General features: G+C 58.0%; 25 protein-coding genes and 1 tRNA gene. 8 read left to right on the forward strand and 18 right to left on the reverse strand.

Annotated features, from left to right (window positions below; all coding sequences use genetic code 11):
- Positions 1 to 56: 56 nt before the first annotated feature.
- The 5 genes from ACR0LL_RS01395 (at position 57) to ACR0LL_RS01415 (ending at position 4,431) form a co-directional block, all read left to right on the forward strand.
- Positions 57 to 341 carry a DUF3572 domain-containing protein gene (locus ACR0LL_RS01395; protein ID WP_480583217.1) on the forward strand — a complete coding sequence of 95 codons (285 nt, stop codon included), beginning with the start codon at positions 57 to 59 and terminating at the stop codon, positions 339 to 341.
- A 24-nt stretch (positions 342 to 365) separates the two neighbouring features.
- A complete protein-coding gene (locus tag ACR0LL_RS01400) occupies positions 366 to 1,058 on the forward strand; it encodes an HAD family hydrolase (RefSeq protein ID WP_267362780.1) in 693 nt (230 codons plus the stop codon).
- Between the two features lie 118 nt (positions 1,059 to 1,176).
- Positions 1,177 to 2,736: a trimethylamine methyltransferase family protein gene (locus ACR0LL_RS01405; RefSeq protein WP_480583220.1), complete on the forward strand. Its 1,560-nt coding sequence runs from the start codon at positions 1,177 to 1,179 to the stop codon at positions 2,734 to 2,736.
- A gap of 118 nt (positions 2,737 to 2,854) precedes the next feature.
- Complete coding sequence (locus ACR0LL_RS01410) at positions 2,855 to 3,442, forward strand: heme NO-binding domain-containing protein (RefSeq protein ID WP_480583223.1); 588 nt, start codon at positions 2,855 to 2,857, stop codon at positions 3,440 to 3,442.
- Positions 3,439 to 4,431, forward strand: coding sequence for a diguanylate cyclase domain-containing protein (locus tag ACR0LL_RS01415; protein WP_480583226.1), 993 nt, complete (start codon positions 3,439 to 3,441; stop codon positions 4,429 to 4,431). Before ACR0LL_RS01410 ends, ACR0LL_RS01415 begins: the two co-directional genes overlap by 4 nt.
- Positions 4,432 to 4,470: 39 nt before the next feature.
- On the opposite strand, the gene ACR0LL_RS01420 is transcribed toward ACR0LL_RS01415, so the two are convergent.
- The 8 genes from ACR0LL_RS01420 to ACR0LL_RS01455 form a co-directional block, all read right to left on the reverse strand.
- Positions 4,471 to 5,169, reverse strand: coding sequence for a CbiX/SirB N-terminal domain-containing protein (locus ACR0LL_RS01420; protein WP_480583229.1), 699 nt, complete (start codon positions 5,167 to 5,169; stop codon positions 4,471 to 4,473).
- A gap of 61 nt (positions 5,170 to 5,230) precedes the next feature.
- Positions 5,231 to 6,163 (reverse strand): AEC family transporter, encoded by a 933-nt coding sequence (locus ACR0LL_RS01425; RefSeq protein ID WP_480583232.1) that lies wholly within the window; start codon positions 6,161 to 6,163, stop codon positions 5,231 to 5,233.
- 33 nt (positions 6,164 to 6,196) lie between these two features.
- Positions 6,197 to 7,015, reverse strand: a complete 819-nt coding sequence (locus ACR0LL_RS01430; protein WP_480583234.1) for an MBL fold metallo-hydrolase — start codon at positions 7,013 to 7,015, stop codon at positions 6,197 to 6,199.
- Positions 7,012 to 7,818: a TatD family hydrolase gene (locus ACR0LL_RS01435; protein WP_480583237.1), complete on the reverse strand. Its 807-nt coding sequence runs from the start codon at positions 7,816 to 7,818 to the stop codon at positions 7,012 to 7,014. The genes ACR0LL_RS01430 and ACR0LL_RS01435 overlap by 4 nt, the downstream gene beginning before the upstream one ends.
- Positions 7,815 to 8,936, reverse strand: coding sequence for a DNA polymerase III subunit delta' (locus ACR0LL_RS01440; RefSeq protein WP_480583240.1), 1,122 nt, complete (start codon positions 8,934 to 8,936; stop codon positions 7,815 to 7,817). Before ACR0LL_RS01440 ends, ACR0LL_RS01435 begins: the two co-directional genes overlap by 4 nt.
- A gap of 3 nt (positions 8,937 to 8,939) precedes the next feature.
- Positions 8,940 to 9,566 carry a dTMP kinase gene (gene tmk, locus ACR0LL_RS01445; protein ID WP_267362759.1) on the reverse strand — a complete coding sequence of 209 codons (627 nt, stop codon included), beginning with the start codon at positions 9,564 to 9,566 and terminating at the stop codon, positions 8,940 to 8,942.
- Complete coding sequence (locus tag ACR0LL_RS01450) at positions 9,563 to 10,729, reverse strand: D-alanyl-D-alanine carboxypeptidase family protein (protein ID WP_480481762.1); 1,167 nt, start codon at positions 10,727 to 10,729, stop codon at positions 9,563 to 9,565. The genes tmk and ACR0LL_RS01450 overlap by 4 nt, the downstream gene beginning before the upstream one ends.
- A 16-nt stretch (positions 10,730 to 10,745) precedes the next feature.
- Positions 10,746 to 12,026: an SPOR domain-containing protein gene (locus tag ACR0LL_RS01455; protein WP_480583243.1), complete on the reverse strand. Its 1,281-nt coding sequence runs from the start codon at positions 12,024 to 12,026 to the stop codon at positions 10,746 to 10,748.
- A gap of 202 nt (positions 12,027 to 12,228) precedes the next feature.
- On the opposite strand from ACR0LL_RS01455, the gene ACR0LL_RS01460 reads away from it, so the two are divergent.
- Positions 12,229 to 12,318: transfer RNA gene (locus ACR0LL_RS01460), tRNA-Ser, on the forward strand.
- 375 nt (positions 12,319 to 12,693) lie between these two features.
- Here the strand turns inward: ACR0LL_RS01460 and ACR0LL_RS01465 are convergent.
- Positions 12,694 to 12,885, reverse strand: coding sequence for a hypothetical protein (locus ACR0LL_RS01465; protein ID WP_480583246.1), 192 nt, complete (start codon positions 12,883 to 12,885; stop codon positions 12,694 to 12,696).
- A 36-nt stretch (positions 12,886 to 12,921) separates the two neighbouring features.
- On the opposite strand from ACR0LL_RS01465, the gene ACR0LL_RS01470 reads away from it, so the two are divergent.
- Positions 12,922 to 13,191, forward strand: coding sequence for a hypothetical protein (locus ACR0LL_RS01470; RefSeq protein ID WP_480583248.1), 270 nt, complete (start codon positions 12,922 to 12,924; stop codon positions 13,189 to 13,191).
- 138 nt (positions 13,192 to 13,329) lie between these two features.
- Here ACR0LL_RS01470 and ACR0LL_RS01475 read toward each other — a convergent pair whose 3' ends face one another.
- The 9 genes from ACR0LL_RS01475 to ACR0LL_RS01515 all read right to left on the reverse strand — a co-directional run bounded on the left by ACR0LL_RS01475 (position 13,330) and on the right by ACR0LL_RS01515 (position 19,553).
- Positions 13,330 to 14,223: a recombinase family protein gene (locus ACR0LL_RS01475; RefSeq protein WP_480583251.1), complete on the reverse strand. Its 894-nt coding sequence runs from the start codon at positions 14,221 to 14,223 to the stop codon at positions 13,330 to 13,332.
- A 158-nt stretch (positions 14,224 to 14,381) separates the two neighbouring features.
- A complete protein-coding gene (ureG, locus tag ACR0LL_RS01480) occupies positions 14,382 to 15,032 on the reverse strand; it encodes an urease accessory protein UreG (protein ID WP_480583254.1) in 651 nt (216 codons plus the stop codon).
- Entirely contained in the window at positions 15,029 to 15,682 is a 654-nt protein-coding gene (locus ACR0LL_RS01485; RefSeq protein ID WP_480583257.1) for an urease accessory protein UreF, read from the reverse strand. Before ACR0LL_RS01485 ends, ureG begins: the two co-directional genes overlap by 4 nt.
- Entirely contained in the window at positions 15,666 to 16,118 is a 453-nt protein-coding gene (gene ureE / locus ACR0LL_RS01490; RefSeq protein WP_480583260.1) for an urease accessory protein UreE, read from the reverse strand. Before ureE ends, ACR0LL_RS01485 begins: the two co-directional genes overlap by 17 nt.
- A gap of 18 nt (positions 16,119 to 16,136) precedes the next feature.
- The gene (ureC, locus tag ACR0LL_RS01495) at positions 16,137 to 17,846 is read right to left on the reverse strand and encodes an urease subunit alpha (protein ID WP_480583263.1); all 1,710 of its coding nucleotides are present in this window, start codon (positions 17,844 to 17,846) and stop codon (positions 16,137 to 16,139) included.
- Complete coding sequence (locus tag ACR0LL_RS01500; RefSeq protein WP_480583265.1) at positions 17,846 to 18,151, reverse strand: urease subunit beta; 306 nt, start codon at positions 18,149 to 18,151, stop codon at positions 17,846 to 17,848. The genes ureC and ACR0LL_RS01500 overlap by 1 nt, the downstream gene beginning before the upstream one ends.
- A complete protein-coding gene (locus tag ACR0LL_RS01505) occupies positions 18,148 to 18,309 on the reverse strand; it encodes a peptidase M23 (RefSeq protein ID WP_209504407.1) in 162 nt (53 codons plus the stop codon). The genes ACR0LL_RS01500 and ACR0LL_RS01505 overlap by 4 nt, the downstream gene beginning before the upstream one ends.
- 16 nt (positions 18,310 to 18,325) lie before the next feature.
- Positions 18,326 to 18,628 (reverse strand): urease subunit gamma, encoded by a 303-nt coding sequence (locus ACR0LL_RS01510; RefSeq protein WP_209504406.1) that lies wholly within the window; start codon positions 18,626 to 18,628, stop codon positions 18,326 to 18,328.
- 1 nt (position 18,629) lies between these two features.
- Positions 18,630 to 19,553: an urease accessory protein UreD gene (locus ACR0LL_RS01515; RefSeq protein WP_480583268.1), complete on the reverse strand. Its 924-nt coding sequence runs from the start codon at positions 19,551 to 19,553 to the stop codon at positions 18,630 to 18,632.
- 293 nt (positions 19,554 to 19,846) lie between these two features.
- Between ACR0LL_RS01515 and urtA the strand changes: the two genes are divergently transcribed.
- Entirely contained in the window at positions 19,847 to 21,127 is a 1,281-nt protein-coding gene (gene urtA, locus ACR0LL_RS01520; protein WP_480583271.1) for an urea ABC transporter substrate-binding protein, read from the forward strand.
- The last annotated feature ends 54 nt before the right edge of the window (positions 21,128 to 21,181 follow it).

Raw genomic sequence — 21,181 nt, forward strand, 5'->3', positions numbered from 1 at the left:
TTGTTTATGAGTCTGGTTAACAAACTCTTTCCAACACCATTCTCTGAGCGCAGTTTATGCCCCTATCGCCCGATTCAGCCGAGACACTTGCTCTGACAGCCCTGGGGTGGCTGGTCAGCAATGACGAGCTTTTGCCTGTATTTCTTGGCTCGACAGGTGCTTCGATCGGGGATGTTCGCACTCGGGCCGGTGATAGGGACTTTCTGGCTTCGGTTCTCGATTTTCTGGTGCTTGACGATTCGTGGGTCATGGCGTTTTGTGACGCCAACTCGATCGCCTATGATCACCCGGCCCAAGCGCGGGCCGTTCTGTCAGGCGGTGGCGATGTACACTGGACCTGAACACCTTTTCCGCAGGAGCACGCGATGCCAATAGAAGCAATCGTCTTCGACAAGGATGGCACTTTGTTCGATTTTGCCAAAACCTGGGGAACCTTCGGGCGCTCGTTGCTGATGCGTCTGACAAAGGGGGATGTAGACCGGGCGGTGGAACTCGGGAGCGTCATCGGGTTTGACTACGAGCAAGAGCGGTATGCCACAGATAGCATTGTGATCGCCGCAACGGTCGAAGAAATCGCCGAGGTGCTTATTGCGCATGTTGACGATGTGACATTGCAGGAAGTTGTGGACATGATGAATGCCGAGGCCACGGCGGCTCCTCAATCCCCTGCCGTGCCGTTGGGCCCATTCCTGAAAGGGTTGCAGCAATCCGGGATCAAACTGGGCGTTGCGACAAATGACAGCGAGCATCCGGCATTGCAGCATCTGGAATCTGCTGGAATACGCGAACACTTTGATTTTATCGCCGGGTATGACAGTGGTCATGGGTTCAAACCGGGACCAGGTCAGTTGCTGGCCTTTGCCGCACAGGTCGGGGTCGAGCCGTCGCGCATTGCAATGGTGGGTGACAGTGTTCATGACCTGCAAGCGGGGCGCGCAGCCGGGATGATCACCATTGGCGTTTTGACCGGATTGGCAGAAGCAGATGCGCTGGCACCGATGGCGGATGTGGTCCTGCCGGATATCGGTCACATTCCTGCATGGCTGGCCGAAAAATGATGCGTTGATCCGGAAAATCGACGCACAATTATAGAAAACCGACAAGCTCTGTCGCAGATGGAGCGGCCAGAAATGCGTCTTCGGGTCTTGCTTGTATCAAGCCAGAACGGAGGCAACCATGGCCGAGACCAACACACGCAAACGCCGCGGCGGAGGACGCGCAGGTGCGGCAGCACGCAGGGGCAGCGCGGTGATTGACCAGATGCCGTGGGACCCACCCATCAATATAGATCGCCCGACTGAACCGCTGGATCAGGCCGGGATCGAAGCGATCCATGAAGGGGCCATGCGAATTCTGGAAGAAATCGGGATCGAATTCTACAACGAAGAGGCAATCGGCATCCTGCGCGAAGCGGGGTGCACGATCAATGGTGACAACGTCCGCATGGGGCGCGATTTCGTCATGGAGATGATCGCCAAGGCGCCCAGCCAGTTTTCCATCACGCCCCGCAATGTTGACCACAGGATCGAGATAGGTGGAAAGAACATCCTGTTTGGCAACGTTTCGTCGCCGCCCAATTACTGGGACATGGAGATTGGAAAGAAAGTGCCCGGCAATCGCGAGATGTGCCGGAATCTTCTGAAACTGACGCAGTACTTCAACTGTATTCACTTCGCAGGCGGATATCCTGTAGAACCCGTCGATATTCATGCCAGCGTCCGGCATCTGGATGTGCTGTATGACAAGCTGACCCTGACCGACAAGGCGATGCACGCTTATTCGTTGGGTAAGGAACGTGTCGAAGATGTGATGGAAATGGTGCGCATCGCGGGCGGTCTCAGCCATGAGGAATTCGAGGCCTCGCCACGGATGTACACCAACATCAACTCGACCTCGCCGTTGAAGCATGACCATCCGATGATTGATGGCTGCCTGAGATTGGCGCGGCGCGGGCAGGCGATTGTCGTAACCCCCTTTACGCTGGCGGGAGCAATGGCGCCCGTAACAATGGCGGGGGCGGTTGCCCAGTCCCTGGCCGAAGCCTTATGTGCTATCGCTTTGTTCCAATATGTGCGCCCTGGTATTCCCTGCGTAATCGGAACGTTCACGTCGAACGTAGACATGAAATCAGGCGCGCCCGCTTTCGGGACGCCGGAATACATGCGCTCGACCCAGATGACCGGGCAGATGGCGCGATATTATGGGCTGCCGCTACGTTCATCCGGTGTGTGTGCGGCCAATGTGCCAGACGGGCAATCCGTGTGGGAAACCTCGAACTCGCTCTGGGCGGCCGTGCAGTCGGGCACTAACATGGTGTACCACGCCGCCGGTTGGCTGGAAGGCGGCCTGATCGCAAGCCCGGAAAAATTCATCATGGATTGCGAGGTTTTGCAGCAAATTCAGCGTTATATGAACCCTGATCTAACCGCGACCGGGCCGGATGAGATTGCTTTGGATGCCATCCGCGCAGTTGGCAATGACGGTCACTTTTTTGGAATCCAGCATACACAGGATCGCTACACCACGGCCTTCTACCAGCCCTTCCTGAGCGACTGGAAGAACTATGAGGGCTGGGAGGCCGCCGGAGGCATCTGGACGGCTGAGCGTGCGCATCACATGTTCAAAGAGATCATCTCGAGCTTTGAGGCACCTCCGATGGACGATGGTATCCGCGAGGAACTGGCCGAGTTCGTTGAACGCCGCAAGGCTGAAGGCGGCGCGCCGACGGACTTCTGACAGGGCGGGTAGTGTCGACTTGATACTCCGTTGCTTTCACAGCAAATCGGGGCGAATTTTGGCTATTTGTTAAGGTTTCTCAGACCACAGTGCCAAGGACACCAATCTGAGGCATCCGATGCATGGTCTGATCAATCGGGCGATACAGTCCTTTGTCGGCGCGACCTACGGGCAATCCTGCTGGGTTCGCGTGACCGAAGGTGCGCGGCTAGGGTTTGTCGAATTTGAAGCCATGCTCATCTATGATGATGACATGACGACCCGGTTGCTCGAGGCCCTGAGTATTGACCTCAACCGACCACAGGCGGAAATCCTCGAAGATCTGGGAACATATCTGGTGTCCCATCCGAACATGGAAGGGCTGCGCCGACTGCTTAGGTTTGGGGGTGTCACCTATGTTGAGTTCCTTCATTCCCTTGATGATCTTGCGGATCGTGTAAGACTGGCTGTCTCTGATCTGAATTTGCCTGCGCTTGAGTTGAGAGAGCTTTCAGCCACGGAATACCAGTTGTGCTGCCTTCCGGACTTACCGGGATTTTCCAGTGTTATGGTTGGGGTCCTGCGCGCGATGGCCGATGATTATGGTGCGCTGGTGATGCTGTCGCATGAGGGTCGTCAAGAGCGTTGTGAAATCATTTCAATCATTTTGGTCGAAAGCGCCTTTGCCGAGGGGCGCCATTTTGATCTGGGGGCTCGGAACAGATGACACATACTCAGGAACTGGCAGATCTTCTGGAAACGCTTTGCCCGATGTTCCTGTTGGTGGACCGAAGCGGATGCATTCAACAAGCGGGTCCGACACTGCAAAAGCTGCGGCCCGAATTGCCTTTGGTCGGGCTGGGGGTTCTGGACGTGTTCGAGCTGATCCGCCCCAGAACAGTCACCACCCTTCCCGCGTTGATGTCGATGGCCGGTGCCAAACTGCATCTGAGATTTCGCGATGAACCGCGTACGACCCTGAAAGGCCTGGTCGCGCCCTTGCCCGACTCGGGCGGTGCAGTCATCAATCTGTCATTCGGTATTTCGATTTTGGATGCGGTTCGGGATTACGCCCTGACAAGCGCTGATTTTTCCGGCACTGACCTGGCGATCGAGCTGTTGTATCTGGTCGAAGCCAAATCCGCCGCGATGGAAGCGTCCCGTTCACTTAATCTCAGGCTTCAGGGGGCAATGCTAGCCGCGGAAGAGCAGGCATATACCGATACATTGACAGGATTGAAGAACCGCCGCGCGATGGATCATTTGTTGGGGCATCTGATCCTGGCAAATTCTACATTTGCCCTTATGCATCTGGATTTAGACTTCTTCAAATCCGTGAATGATCGGCTGGGCCATGCCGCCGGGGATTACGTTCTGCAACAGGCCGCCCGCATCATGCTTGAAGAGACGCGTGGAGACGATACGGTTGCCCGGGTTGGTGGGGATGAGTTTGTCATAATTTTCAAGGGCCTGACGCGGGAAGAAACTCTGGAGTCCATCGCCGGCCGTCTGATCGCGAGGTTGAATGAACCCATGATGTTTCAGGACCAACCGTGCTGTATCTCTGCAAGTATCGGAACGGCCTTATCCACCCAGTTCAAGGTTCCCAAAGCCGCCGACATCCTTCACGCCGCCGACGTCGCCCTTTATCAGGCCAAGCGAGACGGCCGGTCCTGTCACCGCCTGTATTCCACGCTGATCAAAGCGCAAACCTGAGTTTTTCCTGTTTCCGGGTCGGAGATTTCAGGCGAATTTTCAAGCGAGCTGAACGGCCTTTGTTAACTGCTTGGCAATCTGGTGCCGGATGGGTGGCAGTTCCCCTACCACTGGCAGCAGAACGCCTTTGAACCCTGCTTGGCTCAATCCGGTGGGCACGTCGTCCACTGCGTGCCCCCCGGTGCAGGCAAAGAACGGAAGGCACAGCGCCTGAGCCCCCGTGCCGGTTGCGGCTTCGGAAATGGAAGGTGGTTCTTCAACAAACCCAACGCGGACAGATTTCAAAGCCAGCATTTCCTCAAGTTGAGATGCGAAATTCAGTGCCACCGCCGACGGGTTTCGGCTACGCCCTGACCCATGTGCTGCAATGACCAGGTCGGTCGACGCAGCTGCCCAATTCCTTTTGGACAACTCGGATTGCAGGGCGCGTGCGGTCAAGGCCGGTAGCTCTGGGTCAATACCTAATGGGTCTAGGATGCGCGCTTTGTGATCCCCTAATCGTTTGGGCAAAGCGCTGGTGACAAACCATCCATTTGCCATGAAAAGCGGATAAATGACCGTGTTTTCCGGCAGGCTGCTCAGCTTAGCCTCGAACGCGCCGGGCGCGGCCAGAGTTGCTGCATGCACCGTTACATGCTCGGTCAGGGCGTCGACCGTAGCCGCGAACGCAGCCAAAGCAGCCTCGGCTGGTTCTGGATCGGACGGCTGACCATGTGCGACGATGATGGCATGTGGCATTTGGATCTCCTGACACGATATGCGTTAGGTGCCTCTGTGCGAACCGAAGTCAACACTACTGTTAGCCCAGAACCGTTAGCCAAAGCCAGACAGTCAGGATGGATGTGGCTGTCCCAATGAGAACAGCCGAAGCTGCCACCCGCTTGGCGCGGCCATACATGTTGGCAAAGATATAGGCGTTGAACCCCGGCGCCATGGCTGCGTTCAACACGCCCGAGCGGAACAGGTCCTGAGGCAGCCCTGTGGATTTGCCGAATATCCACACAAGGCTGGGATGCAGCATCAGCGAGATACAGCAAACAAAAGCGATGGTGCGCAGATCGCCTTCGGGTTTGTATTTGACCAGTACCCCGCCCAGTGCAAACAGGGCGCCAGGCAGGGCGGCCCGCGTGATCAGACCAAGGGCTTCGTCCACCACAGCCGGGATGGCCAAACCGGATAGATTAACCACGAATCCCAGTGCAATACCAAGGATCAGCGCGTTCTTGAACATTGCCGACAGAACAGAACGCGCCATGCGTACGCCACCGTTTCCGCGATTGCGGACAACCTCCATCACCGTGATCCCTACGCCGTAACAAAACGGGGAATGGAAGGCGATAATCGCATAGTTGCCTGTCAGGTTCTCGGGACCATAAGCGCGTTCGGTAATCGGCAGTCCCAGCAGAACCGAGTTAGAGAACAGGCAACAAAACCCGATTGCCACGCAGTCTTCCCATTCGCGGCCGAAAATGATGCGCGCACCAAAAAGACCAGCGATGAAACACAAGGCGGCGGCGGAATAGAAACTGGCCAAAAGCCGGGGATCGAAACTGGCGCTGAGGTCCAGATGCGCGATGGCAAGAAACAACAGGCATGGGATCGCGAACCCTTGCGTAAATCTCATCAGCCCGTCGACATGGTCTTCTTTGAAATATCCTGTTCGTGTTGCCGTGTAGCCGGCACCGATCACAAGAAAGACAGGAAGAATGACGTCAATCAGGCTTTGCAGCATTTGGCCCCCGTGCAACGGCCATGTTGCAATATCTTATGCAAAAGGAACAGGGACCTGAAACGCGTGATGTATCACCATCCCGTCATAGGCGGGGGTGATATTGTCCGGAGTTTCTGCATCGACGGTCATATAGTCCAGATCGATATGCATGTTGGTTAGTATCGCCTGTTTTGGTTGCAGCTTCTCAATCCACTCAAGCGTTTTTTCCAGATGTGCATGTGTGGGATGAGGGCTTCGGCGCAGGGCGTCTATTATAAGATATTCCAACCCTTCCATTTCAGGCCATGCGTCGTCGTATATTTCGGCAACATCCGGCAAATAGGCGAGCCGTCCCATGCGAAAACCTAGAGAATCTATCGAGCCGTGATTGACCTTGAATGGACGAAACGGAATGGGCCCGCCCGGTCCGTCGATTTCGAACGGCCCGTCGATGGACTTGAGGTCGAGGATCGGAGGATAAGGTGACCCTTCGGGTTGAATGAAGGCGTATCCAAACCGCCCCAGCAGGGCGTTCTGAGTATCACCATCAGCCCAGACCGGAACACGGGTTTTCATGTTGAACACGATCATGCGCAGGTCGTCGATTCCATGGACATGATCCGCGTGAGAGTGTGTATAGACTACACCATCAAGCCGCCCGGTGCCCGTGTCCAGCAACTGGCTGCGCATGTCCGGGGTCGTATCAATCAACACTGAGGTTGTGCCGCCGGGGCCGTCACGCTCGACAAGCAGGGAACAGCGCCGGCGAATGTTCTTGGGGTTAGCAGGATCGCAAGCACCCCAGTGGCCACCCAACCGGGGTACGCCGCCTGACGATCCGCAGCCCAAAATGGTAAATCGCAATTCGGTCATGCAGCGGCCCTGTTCGTTGCCGCCTTGCTGAACAGCCGGTCAAAGTTCGCCTGAGTTTGGGCGGCAAAAGCCGGATACTCCAGACCGAACACTTCAGCCCCTTTTCGGGCTGTATGTGCGGTATAGGCCGGTTCGTTTCGCTTGCCACGATAAGGGGGCGGTGCAAGATAGGGCGCATCGGTTTCCACCAGAATGCGATCCACCGGCGCGCTTGCGAAAATGTCGCGCAACTCCTGGCTTTTGGGAAAGGCCGCAATGCCGGACATGGACAGATAAAACCCAAGATCCAGCGCGGCTTTGGCCAACTCGGCCGAGGACGAGAAACAGTGCATCACGCAGGAATAGGGCGCGTTGCGATACTCTTCGGCCAGAATTTGGGTCATATCGTCGTCTGCCGCGCGGGCATGAATGATCAAAGGCAACCCTGTGCGCTGGGCTGCTTCGATATGAATGCGCAGAGATTGCTTCTGAAGCTCAGCGCTGTCGGCGGTATAGTGGTAATCCAGACCGGATTCGCCGATGCCCACAAATTTGGGATGTTGTGCCAGCGCAACCAATTCATCGACCGAGACCATAGGCTCGTCTGCGGCGCTCATCGGGTGGGTGCCTGCGGCGTAGAATACCGGTGCATGGGCTTCGGCAATTGCACGGACTGCGGGTTCATTGCGTAGCTTGGTGCAAATCGTCACCATCCTAGTCACGCCAGCCTCGGCCGCGCGCGAGATGATGTCGTCCAACTGACCGTCAAAATCCGGGAAGTCCAGATGGCAGTGACTGTCGGTGATCTGGGGGGTGTCGCTCATCTGACCTGGCCGGCGGTTTCCTGTATCTTGAACACCGTATCTAGGACCAGAGCGGCAGGGTCAAGGTTCACCGCCTGACCATGTCGCGTGCGGGCTGTGATTGTCGCTGCGACTTCGGCCCAGCGACGGGCCTGATCCGAAGAATCTGACAGTCTGGCCAGCGTTTCAGCTTCGTTCGGGGCGGCCTCAGAGGTCGGCGGTGCTCCGGTTGCCCCGGTCAGGGCCAGCCGAGACAAGGCGATATCGATCAGTGTCAGCAGCAGATCAAAGCGCTCGGCCGCGCCGCGTTGTGCCGCAGCCTCGGCCAGGGCCAGCGCGCGCTGCCGGTCCAGGCGGGGCAGGGTGCCCAGAATGGCAATCAGTTCGGCATAGATTTCAAGCCCGCCCAGATTGATCAGGCGAACGGCGTCCCCGACCGAGCCAGCGGCCAATGCGGCGAGATATTCGGGATGCGTCGGTAAGGTCGTCCCGGTTTGCGACAGCGCGTCCTGCATATCCCCGGCACTCAGGGGCCCAAGACGCAAGGTCCGGCACCGAGAGCGGATGGTCGGCAACAAGCGCGAGGGTTGGTGCGATACCAGCAAAAGAGTTGTACGCGCCGGAGGCTCTTCCAGCATCTTCAGCAAAGCATTGGCGGCGCTGACATTCATCTCATCCGCCGAATCCACGATTACGACCCGGCGCCCACCATCGGCAGAGGACAGGCCAAAGAACTTTCCCAGCTTTCGGATGTCGTCCACAACGATTTCGTTGCGCAGCCGCCCCTGATCATTCAGCGACCGGGCTATCGCGGCCAATCCCGGCTCGGCCCCGGCCAGAATGCGACGTGACACCGGGTGGTCGCGATCAATGTCGAGCGTCTCTGGCGGTGGCGGCGCGCCAAACAGCCCACCGTCGTTTGCCAAAGGTGTAGCCAGCAAGAACCGCGCAATCCGCCAGGCCAACGTTGCCTTGCCGACGCCACGCGGCCCGGTCAGCAACCAGCCGTGGTGCAGCCGGTCCGAGTTGTAGGCGGTCAGAAACGCCTGTTCCGCCGCATCCTGACCAAAAAGCCGGACGGTCTCGCGGGGATGTGGCGCACCGGGCACCTGATCCGGAGAGGGGATTTCGTCATTCATCGTCTATCGCAAAGCAGCCTGGACGATTTCTGTCACATCCTGCGCAACGCTGTCCATGTCCCGGTTACCGTCCACCACGCGGAAACGGTCGGAAAACTCATGGGCCAGTGCCAGAAAGCCCGCCCGCATTTTCCTTTGTAGGTCCGGGCCGAAATCTTCGAACCGTTCTTCCGCGCCTTGCCGCCCTTTGGCGCGGGACAGGCCGGTATCGGGGTCCATGTCGATCAGCAGCGTCAAGTCCGGCTCGCGCTTGATCATCAGGCTGTGCAGCTGATCAACAAGGCCGCGCAGATCGCCCCGCGACAGGCCCTGATACATACGTGTGCTGTCGGCAAAGCGGTCGCAGATCACCACTTGCCCTGCGGCAAGTGCGGGTTCGATCGTACGTTCCAGATGGTCGCGGCGGGCGGCCGTGAAAAGCAGGATTTCCGTTTCGGCCGACCAGCGGTCGGGATCACCTTCCAATACCAGGCTGCGGATTTCCTCCGCGCCGGGTGAGCCGCCCGGTTCACGCGTCAAAACGACCTCATGACCCTGCGCCCGCAGTTGATCCGCCAGCATCCGCGCCTGAGTTGACTTGCCTGATCCGTCAATGCCTTCGAAAGTCAGAAATAACCCCGCCTTGGTCACATCGACTCCAGTGGGTTATTGATCACATCTTTCAGAACTATGCCGCCAACGGTCAGCATACGGACGACAAATCCACCAATTGCAACGTCTTCCGCTGCCACCAGTGGACGTCGTATTTCAGGCAATCCTTCAGGCTTGATGACAAGCTCGGCCAGTTGCTGGCCTTTCTTGACCGGTGCATTGACGGGACCCTGATAGACAACTTCAGCCTTGACGTTTTGTGTGCCCAGAACCGGAAACAGAACCGTCAGATCGCCGTCAGGTACAAGACCAACAGTCTTTTTCTCGCCCATCCACAGCTTGGCTTCGGCTATCGGCGTTTCCGCGTTGGCAACTGTCCTCTCGACAAAATTTCGAAACGACCAGTTAACCACGGCCTCAGCCTCCTCTGCCCGTTGACCGGTGCTGTCCAGCCCGCTGAGGACAAAGATGACACGGCGATCGCCTTGTTTGGCAGACCCGACCAGGCCGTATCCGGCCTCCTGTGTGTGGCCGGTTTTCAGGCCATCCGCGCCAATGCTCAGTTTCAGCAATGGATTGCGGTTACGGGCATTCGACGGCGCACGGCCATCGAATTCGAATACCTCTTCTGAAAACAGGGGGTAGTATTCAGGAAAGTCGGTAATCAGCCTGTCGGCCAGAACCGCAAGATCATGAACCGACATCATATGTCCGGCGGCAGGCCAACCGTTCGAGTTCGCGAAATTCGAGTTGTTCATACCGATCTGCTTTGCGCGCTGGGTCATATAGCGGGCAAACCCGGCCTCTGTCCCGTCAGGGCTTAGCGCCTCGGCGAGGACCACGCAGGCGTCGTTGCCTGACAGAACGATGATGCCGCGCAGCAGGTCCTCGACCCGAACCCGGTCCTGCGTGTTCAGAAACATGGTTGAGCCGCCATAGCTCATCGCGTGTTCGGACACGGGCAGGGTTTCGTCCAGCGTCAGTCTTCCGTCACGCAGCGCTTCGAAAGCAACATACAGCGTCATGAGCTTGGACATGGATGCAGGAGGCAAGGGCTGATCGGCGTCTTTTGCCAAAAGCACCGTACCGGTGGTCTGATCGATCACATACGCCGCGCGGGCAGATGTATCAAAAGCCTGAGCCGGGATTGCCAGTACAGCAAGCCCAATGGCCAGAACAGAAGTTCGCAATGAGGATAGCATGTTATGCCTCCTTGTATCAGTCGGACACGGTGAACGCATCTTTGAAACCAAGATCCTTTACATCTTTTTGAATGGCCTTGCGTTCAGCCCGGGTTGCGGCAGGGCCAACCAGGACCCGCCATACTGTTTTGTTTTCGGTTTTCAGTTCCCGCACAACAGTCGACATGCCATTCCGGCGCGCTTTCTCAGCGGCGGCATTCGCATTTGCTTCGACGCTGAACGTACCGATCTGCACAAATGGTTTGCTCAGCGACGACGCAGCGCCTGTTGCCGCCGCCGCGGCCGGAACCGCTTCGGTCGCGTCAATCGCGGCTGCTGCGCCTTCGATGGGGTCCAGCGGCGTTTCGGTGATTTCAGTGGGGTCTTTCTTTTGCCACCACTTCCGTTTCGCGGGTTTTTCAATGGGGGCTTCGACCGGCGCATCCGACAACGCCGGTGCAGCTGCGGCTACCGCTACATCTGCGGCTACATCAACACTGTCTGTCGCGACATCCGCCGCAGCCACGGTGGCTCCCGCCGCTGCCGCTGCTGGCTCTTTTTTCTGCCACCACTTCCGCTTGGCGGGTTTTTCTTCAGTGGGCTCTGTTGGGTCCTCAGTGGCCGATGCCGCATCGGTGGTCGTTTCCGTACCTTCGGTCGCTTCGTTGGCAGAACTTGCCGCTTCCGCCCCAACCACTGCTGTACCGGCTGCCGCCGCTGGTGCCTTTTTTTGCCACCATTTCGGCTTGGCCGGTTTTTCGGTATCTGCCGCGGATGGATCGCCGGTGGCCGCGGTGTCCGACACCGCAGCCGTATCTGCCGCCTCGTCTTCCGGTTTGGGCGCGTCCTCTGGTGGTGATTCCTTTACAGCTTCACGGCGCAAAGCGACCACACTGACCTTTGTCGGCGCGCCCGCCAGCATTCCGAGCTGTTCCGCAGCCGCAGATGACACCTGAAGCGCCGGGCCGGGCAGGTTGCGTTCACGTCGGAACAGGGCCCCTGTTACAGACTTGTTGTTTGCGGTGTTCGTAATTACGACACGCTCGGGCTGGGATACTTCCGGATAGGCAACCCAGATTCCGCCCAGCGAGGGCCTGCCATCCCAAAGCCCCGCTTCGGTGACCTGAAAAACCTCGGGGGCTTCGACGTCACGCTGGGAGCCCGAGGCTACCTCGGGAAGGAGTTCGGTTTTGTTTGATTTTTCTTCAGGTTTTTCAGTCTCTTGAAGAATGTCTTCACACCCGCTTAAAACTGTCAAAGTCAACGCCAGATACGCCAACCGTTTCGGTCCCGGGCGTGTCATGATCGCTCGCTTCATCTGCTTATCCCTTGCCTGAAGGGGTCTCGTTCTAGGAACCCCACTGCCGGTCTGCTGGTTCTGCTTGCCAGCCTGTTTCGGTCTATTTCGGGGATCATAACGCGGCTGAAGAGTCATGGAAAGACCGCTGCGCGGGCTTCGGCAAGAAATCCCGATTTCGACTTGCCTCTGGCCGAACTTGCGCTTAGACCCTGCCTTCGACGGGGAGGTGGCAGAGTGGTCGAATGCGGCGGTCTTGAAAACCGTTGGGCGTGAGAGCGTCCCCAGGGTTCGAATCCCTGTCTCCCCGCCACTCATACCTGTCTCACTTCAGTCGTGTTTTCTGACCCGGAATTGTGCCGCAATTCCCGCGCGTTGGCGCGTGTGCTTTCAATCAGAGACGGAGCAGATCGCACACTCAGAGCGCAATTTCGGCCGCAGTCTCAGTGGCGCATTTTGGCGGGGTCGCTTTGGGCTGGATTTCCCTGATACCCTGCAATTTACAGGAAATTTTCGCGAAACAGGTCTGGAATCCGACATTTCAGATGTCACAACTCTATTTTTTCCAATAGTTTATGTTGCAAATTCCCTAAAAGGTGGAACAGGGAATTTTCTCGTGGGAACAGGGAGTTGTGCCGACGGATCAGGGAGCGCGAAGTCTGTATCAGGGACGCAGGATCTGAAGCTATCAAAAGCCGAACTGGCGTTCCTGTTCGGACCAATCAAGTGGGTGGGTCACGCTGACCAGACGCTTGAGTGTGAGTTCGGGCGGCTGGGTCCCGTCGAGAATCGCGGCCTGAACCTTCGGTGAGAGAAACGCGAGCTGGGCGCGGGTGCGGATGAAGGCGCCGGGGACGCTTTCGCGGCGTGCGATCTCCATCAGTTGAACTCCGGCTTTTAGATCACGGGCCCAGCCATGGGCGCGGATCAGCATGGACCGGAGGTGGGGATCGGGTTGGAGTGCCATGTCTCCGGCGATGACATTGGCGTCGACGCCGCGGCGGCGCTGATCGAAAGATGCGGTGACGTGGGTGAGATCCGGGTGCAGATGGTCCGCAGCAATGCCAACTGCGCTTGCCAGAGTTTTGGGGTTCAATTCGAGGTCGATCTGACCTCGTGCAATTCGGCCTTTGGCCAGAAAAGCAGCGCCGACCTGACCGGCTTGGCGTTGAAGCCGGGTTACTAAATCCGCAACCGAAGTCTGAACCGCCTCCGCTGACCCGGCCTCCGGCTGCGCCAGTACCTGATGCGCGGCGGCGGCGTCTTGCAGATGTCTGACGATGACATCAATAACTGCGTTTTCCAGCGCAGGGCTAGGCAGTCGCTAACCCGAGATATCCTTGCCGCCCGAGATCAGTCGATTGGAGACGTAATAGCGCAGCCGTCGGCCTTTGCGTGTGGTGTGGGTCGGTGTCAACCGATCACCAGTTTCGTCCTGCAGCAGACCGGTGAGCCAGGCGCCGGGGTCTTTGGTGTGTTGGCGCGTATCCGAGCCGCCGCGCGCCCGGGAACGATTGGAGGCCTGCCGCATTTTCTGTTGCACCCGGTCCCAGACGCCCTTGTCGATGATCGCCGGGTGTTGCCCGTCCCAGATCTTATCCTTGTGTCGGATATTCCCGAGATAAACCGGGTTGCGCAGCAGGTAATAGATGTGACCCCGTGACAGCGGACAATGCCCTTTCACGCTGCCATCTGCCCGAACTACCCGTTTTGACCGCAACCCTTCCGTTGTTGCCCGTTCTTTTACTTTGCGCAAGCAACCTAATTCCTCATAAAGACCAAAGAGAAGCCGGACCGTTCTAGCCTCCTCTTCATTCACCACAAGCGTTCTTGCTTTTGGATCGGGGTGGCGGTCATAACCAAGGGGCAGGTTACCACCCATCCAAAGCCCCTTTTTCTTCGACGCAGCAATCTTGTCGCGAATACGTTCCGCAGTGACTTCCCGTTCGAACTGGGCAAAGGACAACAGCACATTGAGAGTCAGTCGCCCCATGGAAGATGAGGTATTGAAGGCCTGTGTAACCGAAACAAAGGAACAGTTTGCCTGTTCCAGCCGTTCGACCAGCTTCGAGAAGTCGGTAAGCGACCGGGTCAGCCGGTCGATCTTGTAAACCACCGCCATATCAATACGCCCGGCATCGATCTCTTCAAGAAGGCGCTGACCCTTCGAGCAACGAGACAAATGAGCTCTTTCGGAGACTTGCTGAAGATAACCCATTGATGACGATTGCGTTCATCCTCGGGGGGTGTCGGCACGACACCTTGCGGCGGAGCACTGTATCGGCGATCGGGCCGGTTCGCCGCGCCCAAGAACGAAATTGTGAGCGGACTACGAGCTACATGGTTCGGTCGTCATTCCGTCGTCAAAGGCGCACGTCAACCGCCAGAAGCCTCTGCAACACATCCATCTGCAATTTTCAGACCCCCAATCTGCGCTAACAAACTGACGATCGCGTCAACGCCCGTTCGGTGGCGTAGGGACGAAAACACGAAAGGTCGGCCCTTTCGAATCTGCGTGGCGTCACGCTCCATCACGCCGAGTGAGACACCGACGTGAGGGGCGAGGTCGGTTTTGTTGATGATCAGAATGTCCGATTTCGTTATCGCAGGACCACCCTTGCGCGGAATTTCCTCACCCGCCGCAACGTCGATCACGTAGAGTGTCAGGTCCGCCAGTTCCGGGCTGAATGTGGCCGACAAATTGTCGCCGCCGCTTTCGATCAGAACTACATCCAGGCCAGGGTGACGGGCCTGCATCTCTGCCACGGCGGCCAGATTGATCGAGGCATCCTCGCGGATCGCGGTATGCGGGCAACCGCCGGTTTCGACACCGATAATCCGGTCCCGGGGCAGGATTTGCATCCGCATCAACGCTTCGGCATCCTCTTGCGTATAAATGTCGTTGGTGATGACACCAATCGAAAAGGCCTCGCGCAGGGCCTCTGCCAAAGCGGCGGTCAGGGTCGTTTTACCAGCGCCAACCGGGCCGCCGATACCAACGCGCAGGGGGCCGTTCATACTGCTCATGTTCGGAATATCCTTGAATATTGAGTTTCATGTTTCATCGACAAGATGTCGGACAGGAATGCGGTTGAGCCCAGTTCATCAAGGCCCGTGTGTTGTGCTGTTTCCGCAATCGAAATGCAGAGCGGGGTCAGATCACGTATCAGCCGCTGAGCATCGGTCTGTCCCAAAGGGACAAGGCGGGTTGCGCAGGCCACAAGATTGCTCATGAAGGCCTGAAGGAACATCTGCGACACCAGCGGGCGCGGCAGATTCTGCATCCGTGCGGCACGGCCCACCGCGACCGGGTAGGTGAGGCGCCGCAGGTCGAGCCCCCAGATATCTCCGGTCACGGATCCGAAAGCCTGACCCAGAAGGTCGGATTCCATCAGCCGTTCCGACCCGGCGCAAAAGGCGCGGGCGGAGGCATCGATTCGGGCCAACGCGGCCCTGTCATCGGCGTCATACGCGGCCACTAGAAACAGCGCGTCATTCCAGCCCGAGCCATGTTGCAGTACCGTGGCGACCCAGTCGACTGTCTGGTCTGCGTTGGCGACCCGGCCCAGTTCAATCGCTGCCTCCAGCCCGTGGGAATAGGCGAAGCCCCCAACCGGATAGTTGGGGGACAACCATTGGATCAGTGTCAGGAAGTCAGAGCTAATGGGCGTGACCATGGGTCCTGCCGTGGCCATAGGCCCCGCCTTCGGGGGTGAAGGGTTCGACGACTTCGCAAATATCGGCGCCCAGTTTCATCAGCATGTCGCGAATGACGTGATCGCGCTGGATCAGCAGCCTGTCAGATTCGATTTGGCAGGGTGTGTGCCGGTTGCCGATATGCCAGGCAAGGCGCAGCAGGTGGTCGCCCTTTACCTCCAGCAGCTCTTCGGGGGCCGCGACGATTTCAATCTCACGACCGTCTTCCAATACCAAAACCCCGCCATGATCCAGCGATTTGGTGTTGGAGAGATCAACCAGAAACGCCTCGCCATCATCCGTGGCCAGCATCTTGCGGCGCAGGAAGCGGCCATCATAGTCCAGCGAGACCTGCGCATGAGCGGGTGCATGCGCATGGTCGTGGTAGATACGAGCGGTTTTGATCGCGGTGGTCATCTTGGTGCTCCTTGTATCTCAGAACATGAAAAAGCGCTGCGCCATCGGCAGCACCTCGGCAGGTTGGCAGGTCAGTAATTTACCATCGGCGCGGACCTCGTAGGTTTCCGGGTCTACTTCGACATGGGGCGTCGCATCGTTCAGCCGCAAATCGCGTTTGCCAATCTCGCGCGTGTTCCGCACGGCGACCGTTTTCTTGGCCAGGCCTAGAGTTTCACCGATCCCGTCCGCCTGCGCTGCTGCCGAGACAAAGGTAATCGCCGAGTGTTCCACCGACCGCCCATAAGCCCCGAACATCGGACGGCTGTAAACCGGTTGCGGTGTCGGGATCGAGGCATTCGGGTCGCCCATCTGCGCGCAGGCAATTGTACCGCCCAGCAGAACCATCTCGGGTTTCACGCCGAAGAACGCTGGGTTCCACAGGACCAGATCGGCGCGTTTGCCTTCTTCGATACTGCCGATTTCATGGCTCAGGCCGTGGGCAATGGCCGGGTTTATGGTGTATTTGGCGATATAGCGGCGAACGCGTAGGTTGTCGTTGTTGCCTGTTTCGTCAGGCAGGCGGCCGCGTTGCTTCTTCATCTTGTCAGCGGTCTGCCAGGTACGGATCAGCACCTCTCCGACCCGGCCCATAGCCTGACTGTCGGAAGCGATGATGCTGAACGCGCCCATGTCGTGCAGGATATCCTCGGCCGCGATGGTCTCACACCGGATGCGGCTTTCGGCAAAGGCTACGTCCTCGGAGATGGACTTGTCGAGGTGATGGCAGACCATCAGCATATCCAGATGTTCCTCGACCGTGTTTACAGTGAAGGGTCGCGTCGGGTTGGTCGAGGAGGGAAGAACGTGGTTCTCGCCACAAATTTTGATGATGTCAGGGGCGTGGCCGCCGCCTGCGCCTTCGGTGTGGAAGGCGTGAATTGTGCGACCCTTTAGGGCCGCCACGGTGTTTTCGACAAAGCCGGATTCATTGAGTGTGTCGGTGTGGATCATAACCTGCACGTCCATAGCGTCTGCCACCGATAGGCAGCAGTCGATTGCGGCAGGGGTGGTTCCCCAGTCCTCGTGCAGTTTCAGAGCACATGCCCCGGCTTTGACCTGTTCCTCCAGCGCCGCGGGAAGCGAGGCATTTCCTTTACCCGAAAAGGCAAGATTCATAGGAAAAGCATCCGCCGCCTGCAACATCCGGCCGATATGCCATGGTCCAGGCGTACAGGTCGTCGCCAAAGTGCCATGTGCGGGACCAGTGCCTCCACCGAGCATGGTCGTCAGTCCGGAATGCAACGCGTCCTCGATCTGTTGAGGACAGATGAAGTGGATATGGCTATCGAACCCGCCCGCTGTCAGTATGCGGCCCTCGCCAGCGATGGCTTCGGTTCCTGGGCCAATGATAATGTCGACACCAGGTTGCGTATCGGGATTTCCAGCTTTGCCGATCTTGGCGATGCGCCCATCCTTCAGACCGACATCCGCCTTATAGATACCCGAGTGATCCACGATCAGCGCGTTGGTGATCACCGTATCCACGGCTCCCTCGGCGCGCGTAACCTGAGACTGCCCCATCCCATCGCGGATCACTTTCCCGCCGCCGAACTTGACCTCTTCGCCATAGATGGTCAGATCGCGTTCGACCTCGATGATCAGGTCGGTATCGGCCAGCCGCATTTTATCGCCGGTGGTGGGGCCGAACATGGCGGCATAGTCGGAGCGTTTGATTTTTGCTGGCATCACAACGCCCCCATGACCTTTTGATTGAACCCATAGACCTTGCGTGCGCCGCAGATCGGAATCAGCGAAACCTCGCGTTCCTGTCCCGGTTCGAACCGCACGGCGGTGCCGGGGGCGATGTCCAGACGCAGGCCATGGGCGGCAGCGCGGTCGAACTCCAGCGCCGGGTTGGTCTCGGCAAAATGATAGTGCGAGCCGACCTGAATCGGGCGGTCGCCAGTATTGGCCACCATCAGCGTCAACGGCTCGGCACCCAGGTTGAACGTGATTTCGCCTTCAGCGGGGAAATGCTCGCCGGGGATCATTTGTTTAGCTTCACCATCAAGGCAACAGCAGCCAACGCGACAATCGCGAGGCCCACGGCCAGAGCGGCATAGTCCGTGCCATGCGCGTGGATATGCGTGCCGTTATGCGCGGCGGCGGGGCCAGCCAGGATCAGAACAGGGAAAAGCATACGGGTCATATCAGTGTTCCTTTTTTTAGCGAATAGGGTTGTGAACGGTCACCAGCTTGGTGCCGTCGGGAAAGGTGGCCTCAACCTGAACCTCGTGAATCATCTCGGGGACGCCTTCCATGCATTGCGCGCGGGTGATCACCTCGGCCCCGGCTTGCATCATATCGGCGACCGACCGCCCGTCGCGTGCGCCTTCAACCACGGCGCTGGTGATAAGGGCAATCGCCTCGGGATGATTCAGTTTGACACCACGGGCCAGTCGTTTGCGGGCAACTTCGGCGGCCATGGCGACCAGCAGTTTGTCTTTTTCACGGGGAGTCAGGTTCATGTCAGATTGTCCAGCATCTTGGAAGCGAGTCGTTGTTCAGTCGCCGAAGCACGGGCAACAGACTTTGGCGCAGGGCAAACCCGTTCTTGGCCAGCAGTCGGACGACCAGCAGGTCTGGTTGAATCAGGCTGGCCCCGGCGGTATCGGGCAGCATCTGGCGGATTGCCTTCAGATGCCCTTCGGCGGTGGGCGAGGCAAAGGCGACTAAGGCCATCGCGCCCGCGTCATCTGCAATGTGCTGACGGGCCAGATGCGCGCTAAGGTCGCCGGTGAACCGGGTGGCGTCCAGAAACACCATCCCATCGTTGCGCCGAATCTCGATCCGATCGCTGAGGCGGATATCTGTCAGAGTTTCACCCATCGCGGTACGACCAAAGATCAAAGGTTCGACCATAAGGGCCGAGGCATCCTCGGCCAAATCAATACGCAAGCGCCGGTTTAATGCGCTGCCACTGTACAGGATCGTCTCTTGCGGAAGCCAGTTCAGCCTCGCCTGCGGACCGGCGGTTAAAGCGTTGACGATGCGTGCGGCCTGACCGGGTTGTGCTTTGTATGCCCGCTCACAAGCCTGCGTGGTCAGTGTCAGTTCGGTGCCCCGGCCTGCGCGACCTGAAAACCGGAAATCATCACCGCCAGTAACACCACCGGCCGTGTTTAAAAGCACGGCGTCCAATTGGGTGCCGTGTCCGCGTGGGAAGAGACATTTGAACGAACCCGCCAGCCGCAAGCGATCAATCACACTGCGCCCGTGGAACAGTTTGGCCGACAGCGTAACCCGGCCTTCAGCGCGTGGCGGTCTCGCATGTGACGCTGACGATATGGGCGTGAATTGAGTGATGGCAGCGGCTTTCGCGTCATGATCGTTTGGCGCTTTTTCACCTTTGCGATGTCGAAACTCTATCGACAGGTGCAGATTTTCGACCAAGTCCCGTCCCGTAAGTGCAATTTTTAATCACGCATGCAGCATGTAGATCAAAAATCGGGCATATCAGTCCACTTTGCCAGAATGCTATGGGGCCAGATTTGCCTATTTCGCTGCAATGCAGAATCGATGTGGGGCCTACCGGGCTAACGACCACCGGGGGTGTGTGACGGCTGCGCGAATTGGACCTCGGACACAACCGCCACACGTAACGCAACATACAGTTGCGGGGATCAGGTAGTAGAAGACAGCGTGTCAACGCAAGGCTTCTGTGCCCGCCCCGCCAGGAGAATTACATGACATCTCTCAAATCCACGCTCTTCGGATCGGTTGTCTTTGCTGCCATGGCAACGGCCGCTCTGTCTGCTGAAGACACGATCAAAGTCGGCGTACTGCACTCGTTGTCAGGCACTATGGCGATTTCGGAAACCACGCTGAAAGACACGATGTTGATGCTGATCGACCAGCAGAACGCCAAAGGCGGCCTGCTGGGCAAGCAGCTTGAGGCAGTTGTGGTTGATCCTGCATCCGACTGGCCGCTGTTTGCGGAAAAAGCGCGTGAGCTACTGACCGTGCATGAGGTGGATGTGATCTTTGGCAATTGGACGTCCGTCAGCCGCAAATCGGTGCTGCCGGTGATTGAGGAACTGAACGGCCTGCTGTTTTATCCGGTGCAGTATGAGGGTGAAGAAAGCTCGAAAAACGTCTTCTATACCGGTGCCGCGCCGAACCAACAAGCGATTCCGGCGACCGACTATTTCCTGGACGAGCTTGGCGTTGAGAAATTCGCGCTGCTCGGCACAGACTATGTCTATCCCCGCACCACCAACAATATCCTCGAAAGCTATCTGAAGCAAAAGGGCATCGCGGACGGTGATATCTTCGTCAACTACACGCCCTTTGGCCATTCCGACTGGTCCAAGATCGTGGCGGATGTGGTTGCGCTGGGTGCGGATGGTAAGAAGGTCGGTGTGATCTCGACCGTCAATGGCGACGCCAACATCGGCTTCTACAAGGAACTGGCTGCGGCTGGCGTCTCGGCGGATGACATTCCGGTCGTTGCGTTCTCGGTCGGAGAGGAAGAACTGTCGGGCCTTGATACAACCAACCTTGTGGGCCATCTGGCTGCTTGGAATTACTTTCAGTCGGCGGATACCGACGCCAACACTGAATTTGTTGAAACATGGAAAGCTACCATGGGCGAAGACCGGGTGACCAACGACCCGATGGAGGCACATTACATCGGTTTCAACATGTGGGTTAACGCCGCGACCGAGGCCGGTTCGACCGACGTAGATGCCGTGCGCGCCGCGATGTACGGGCAGGAATTCCCGAACCTGACCGGTGGAACCGCTGTCATGCTGCCGAACCACCATTTGGCCAAGCCGGTTCTGATCGGTGAGATTCAGGAAGACGGTCAGTTCGACATCATCAGCGAAACCGACGTTGTGCCGGGCGACGCCTGGACCGACTTCCTACCGGAATCGGCGGTGCTGGTATCGGATTGGAAAGAGCTGGGCTGCGGTATGTACAACACCGAGACCGAGACCTGCGTTCAGACCCTTTCGAACTACTAACCGACACGCAAGGTGGGTGTGATGCCCGCCTTGCCCCCAAAGACACTCGGGTTT

This window comes from Ruegeria sp. AI2, assembly GCF_056541275.1.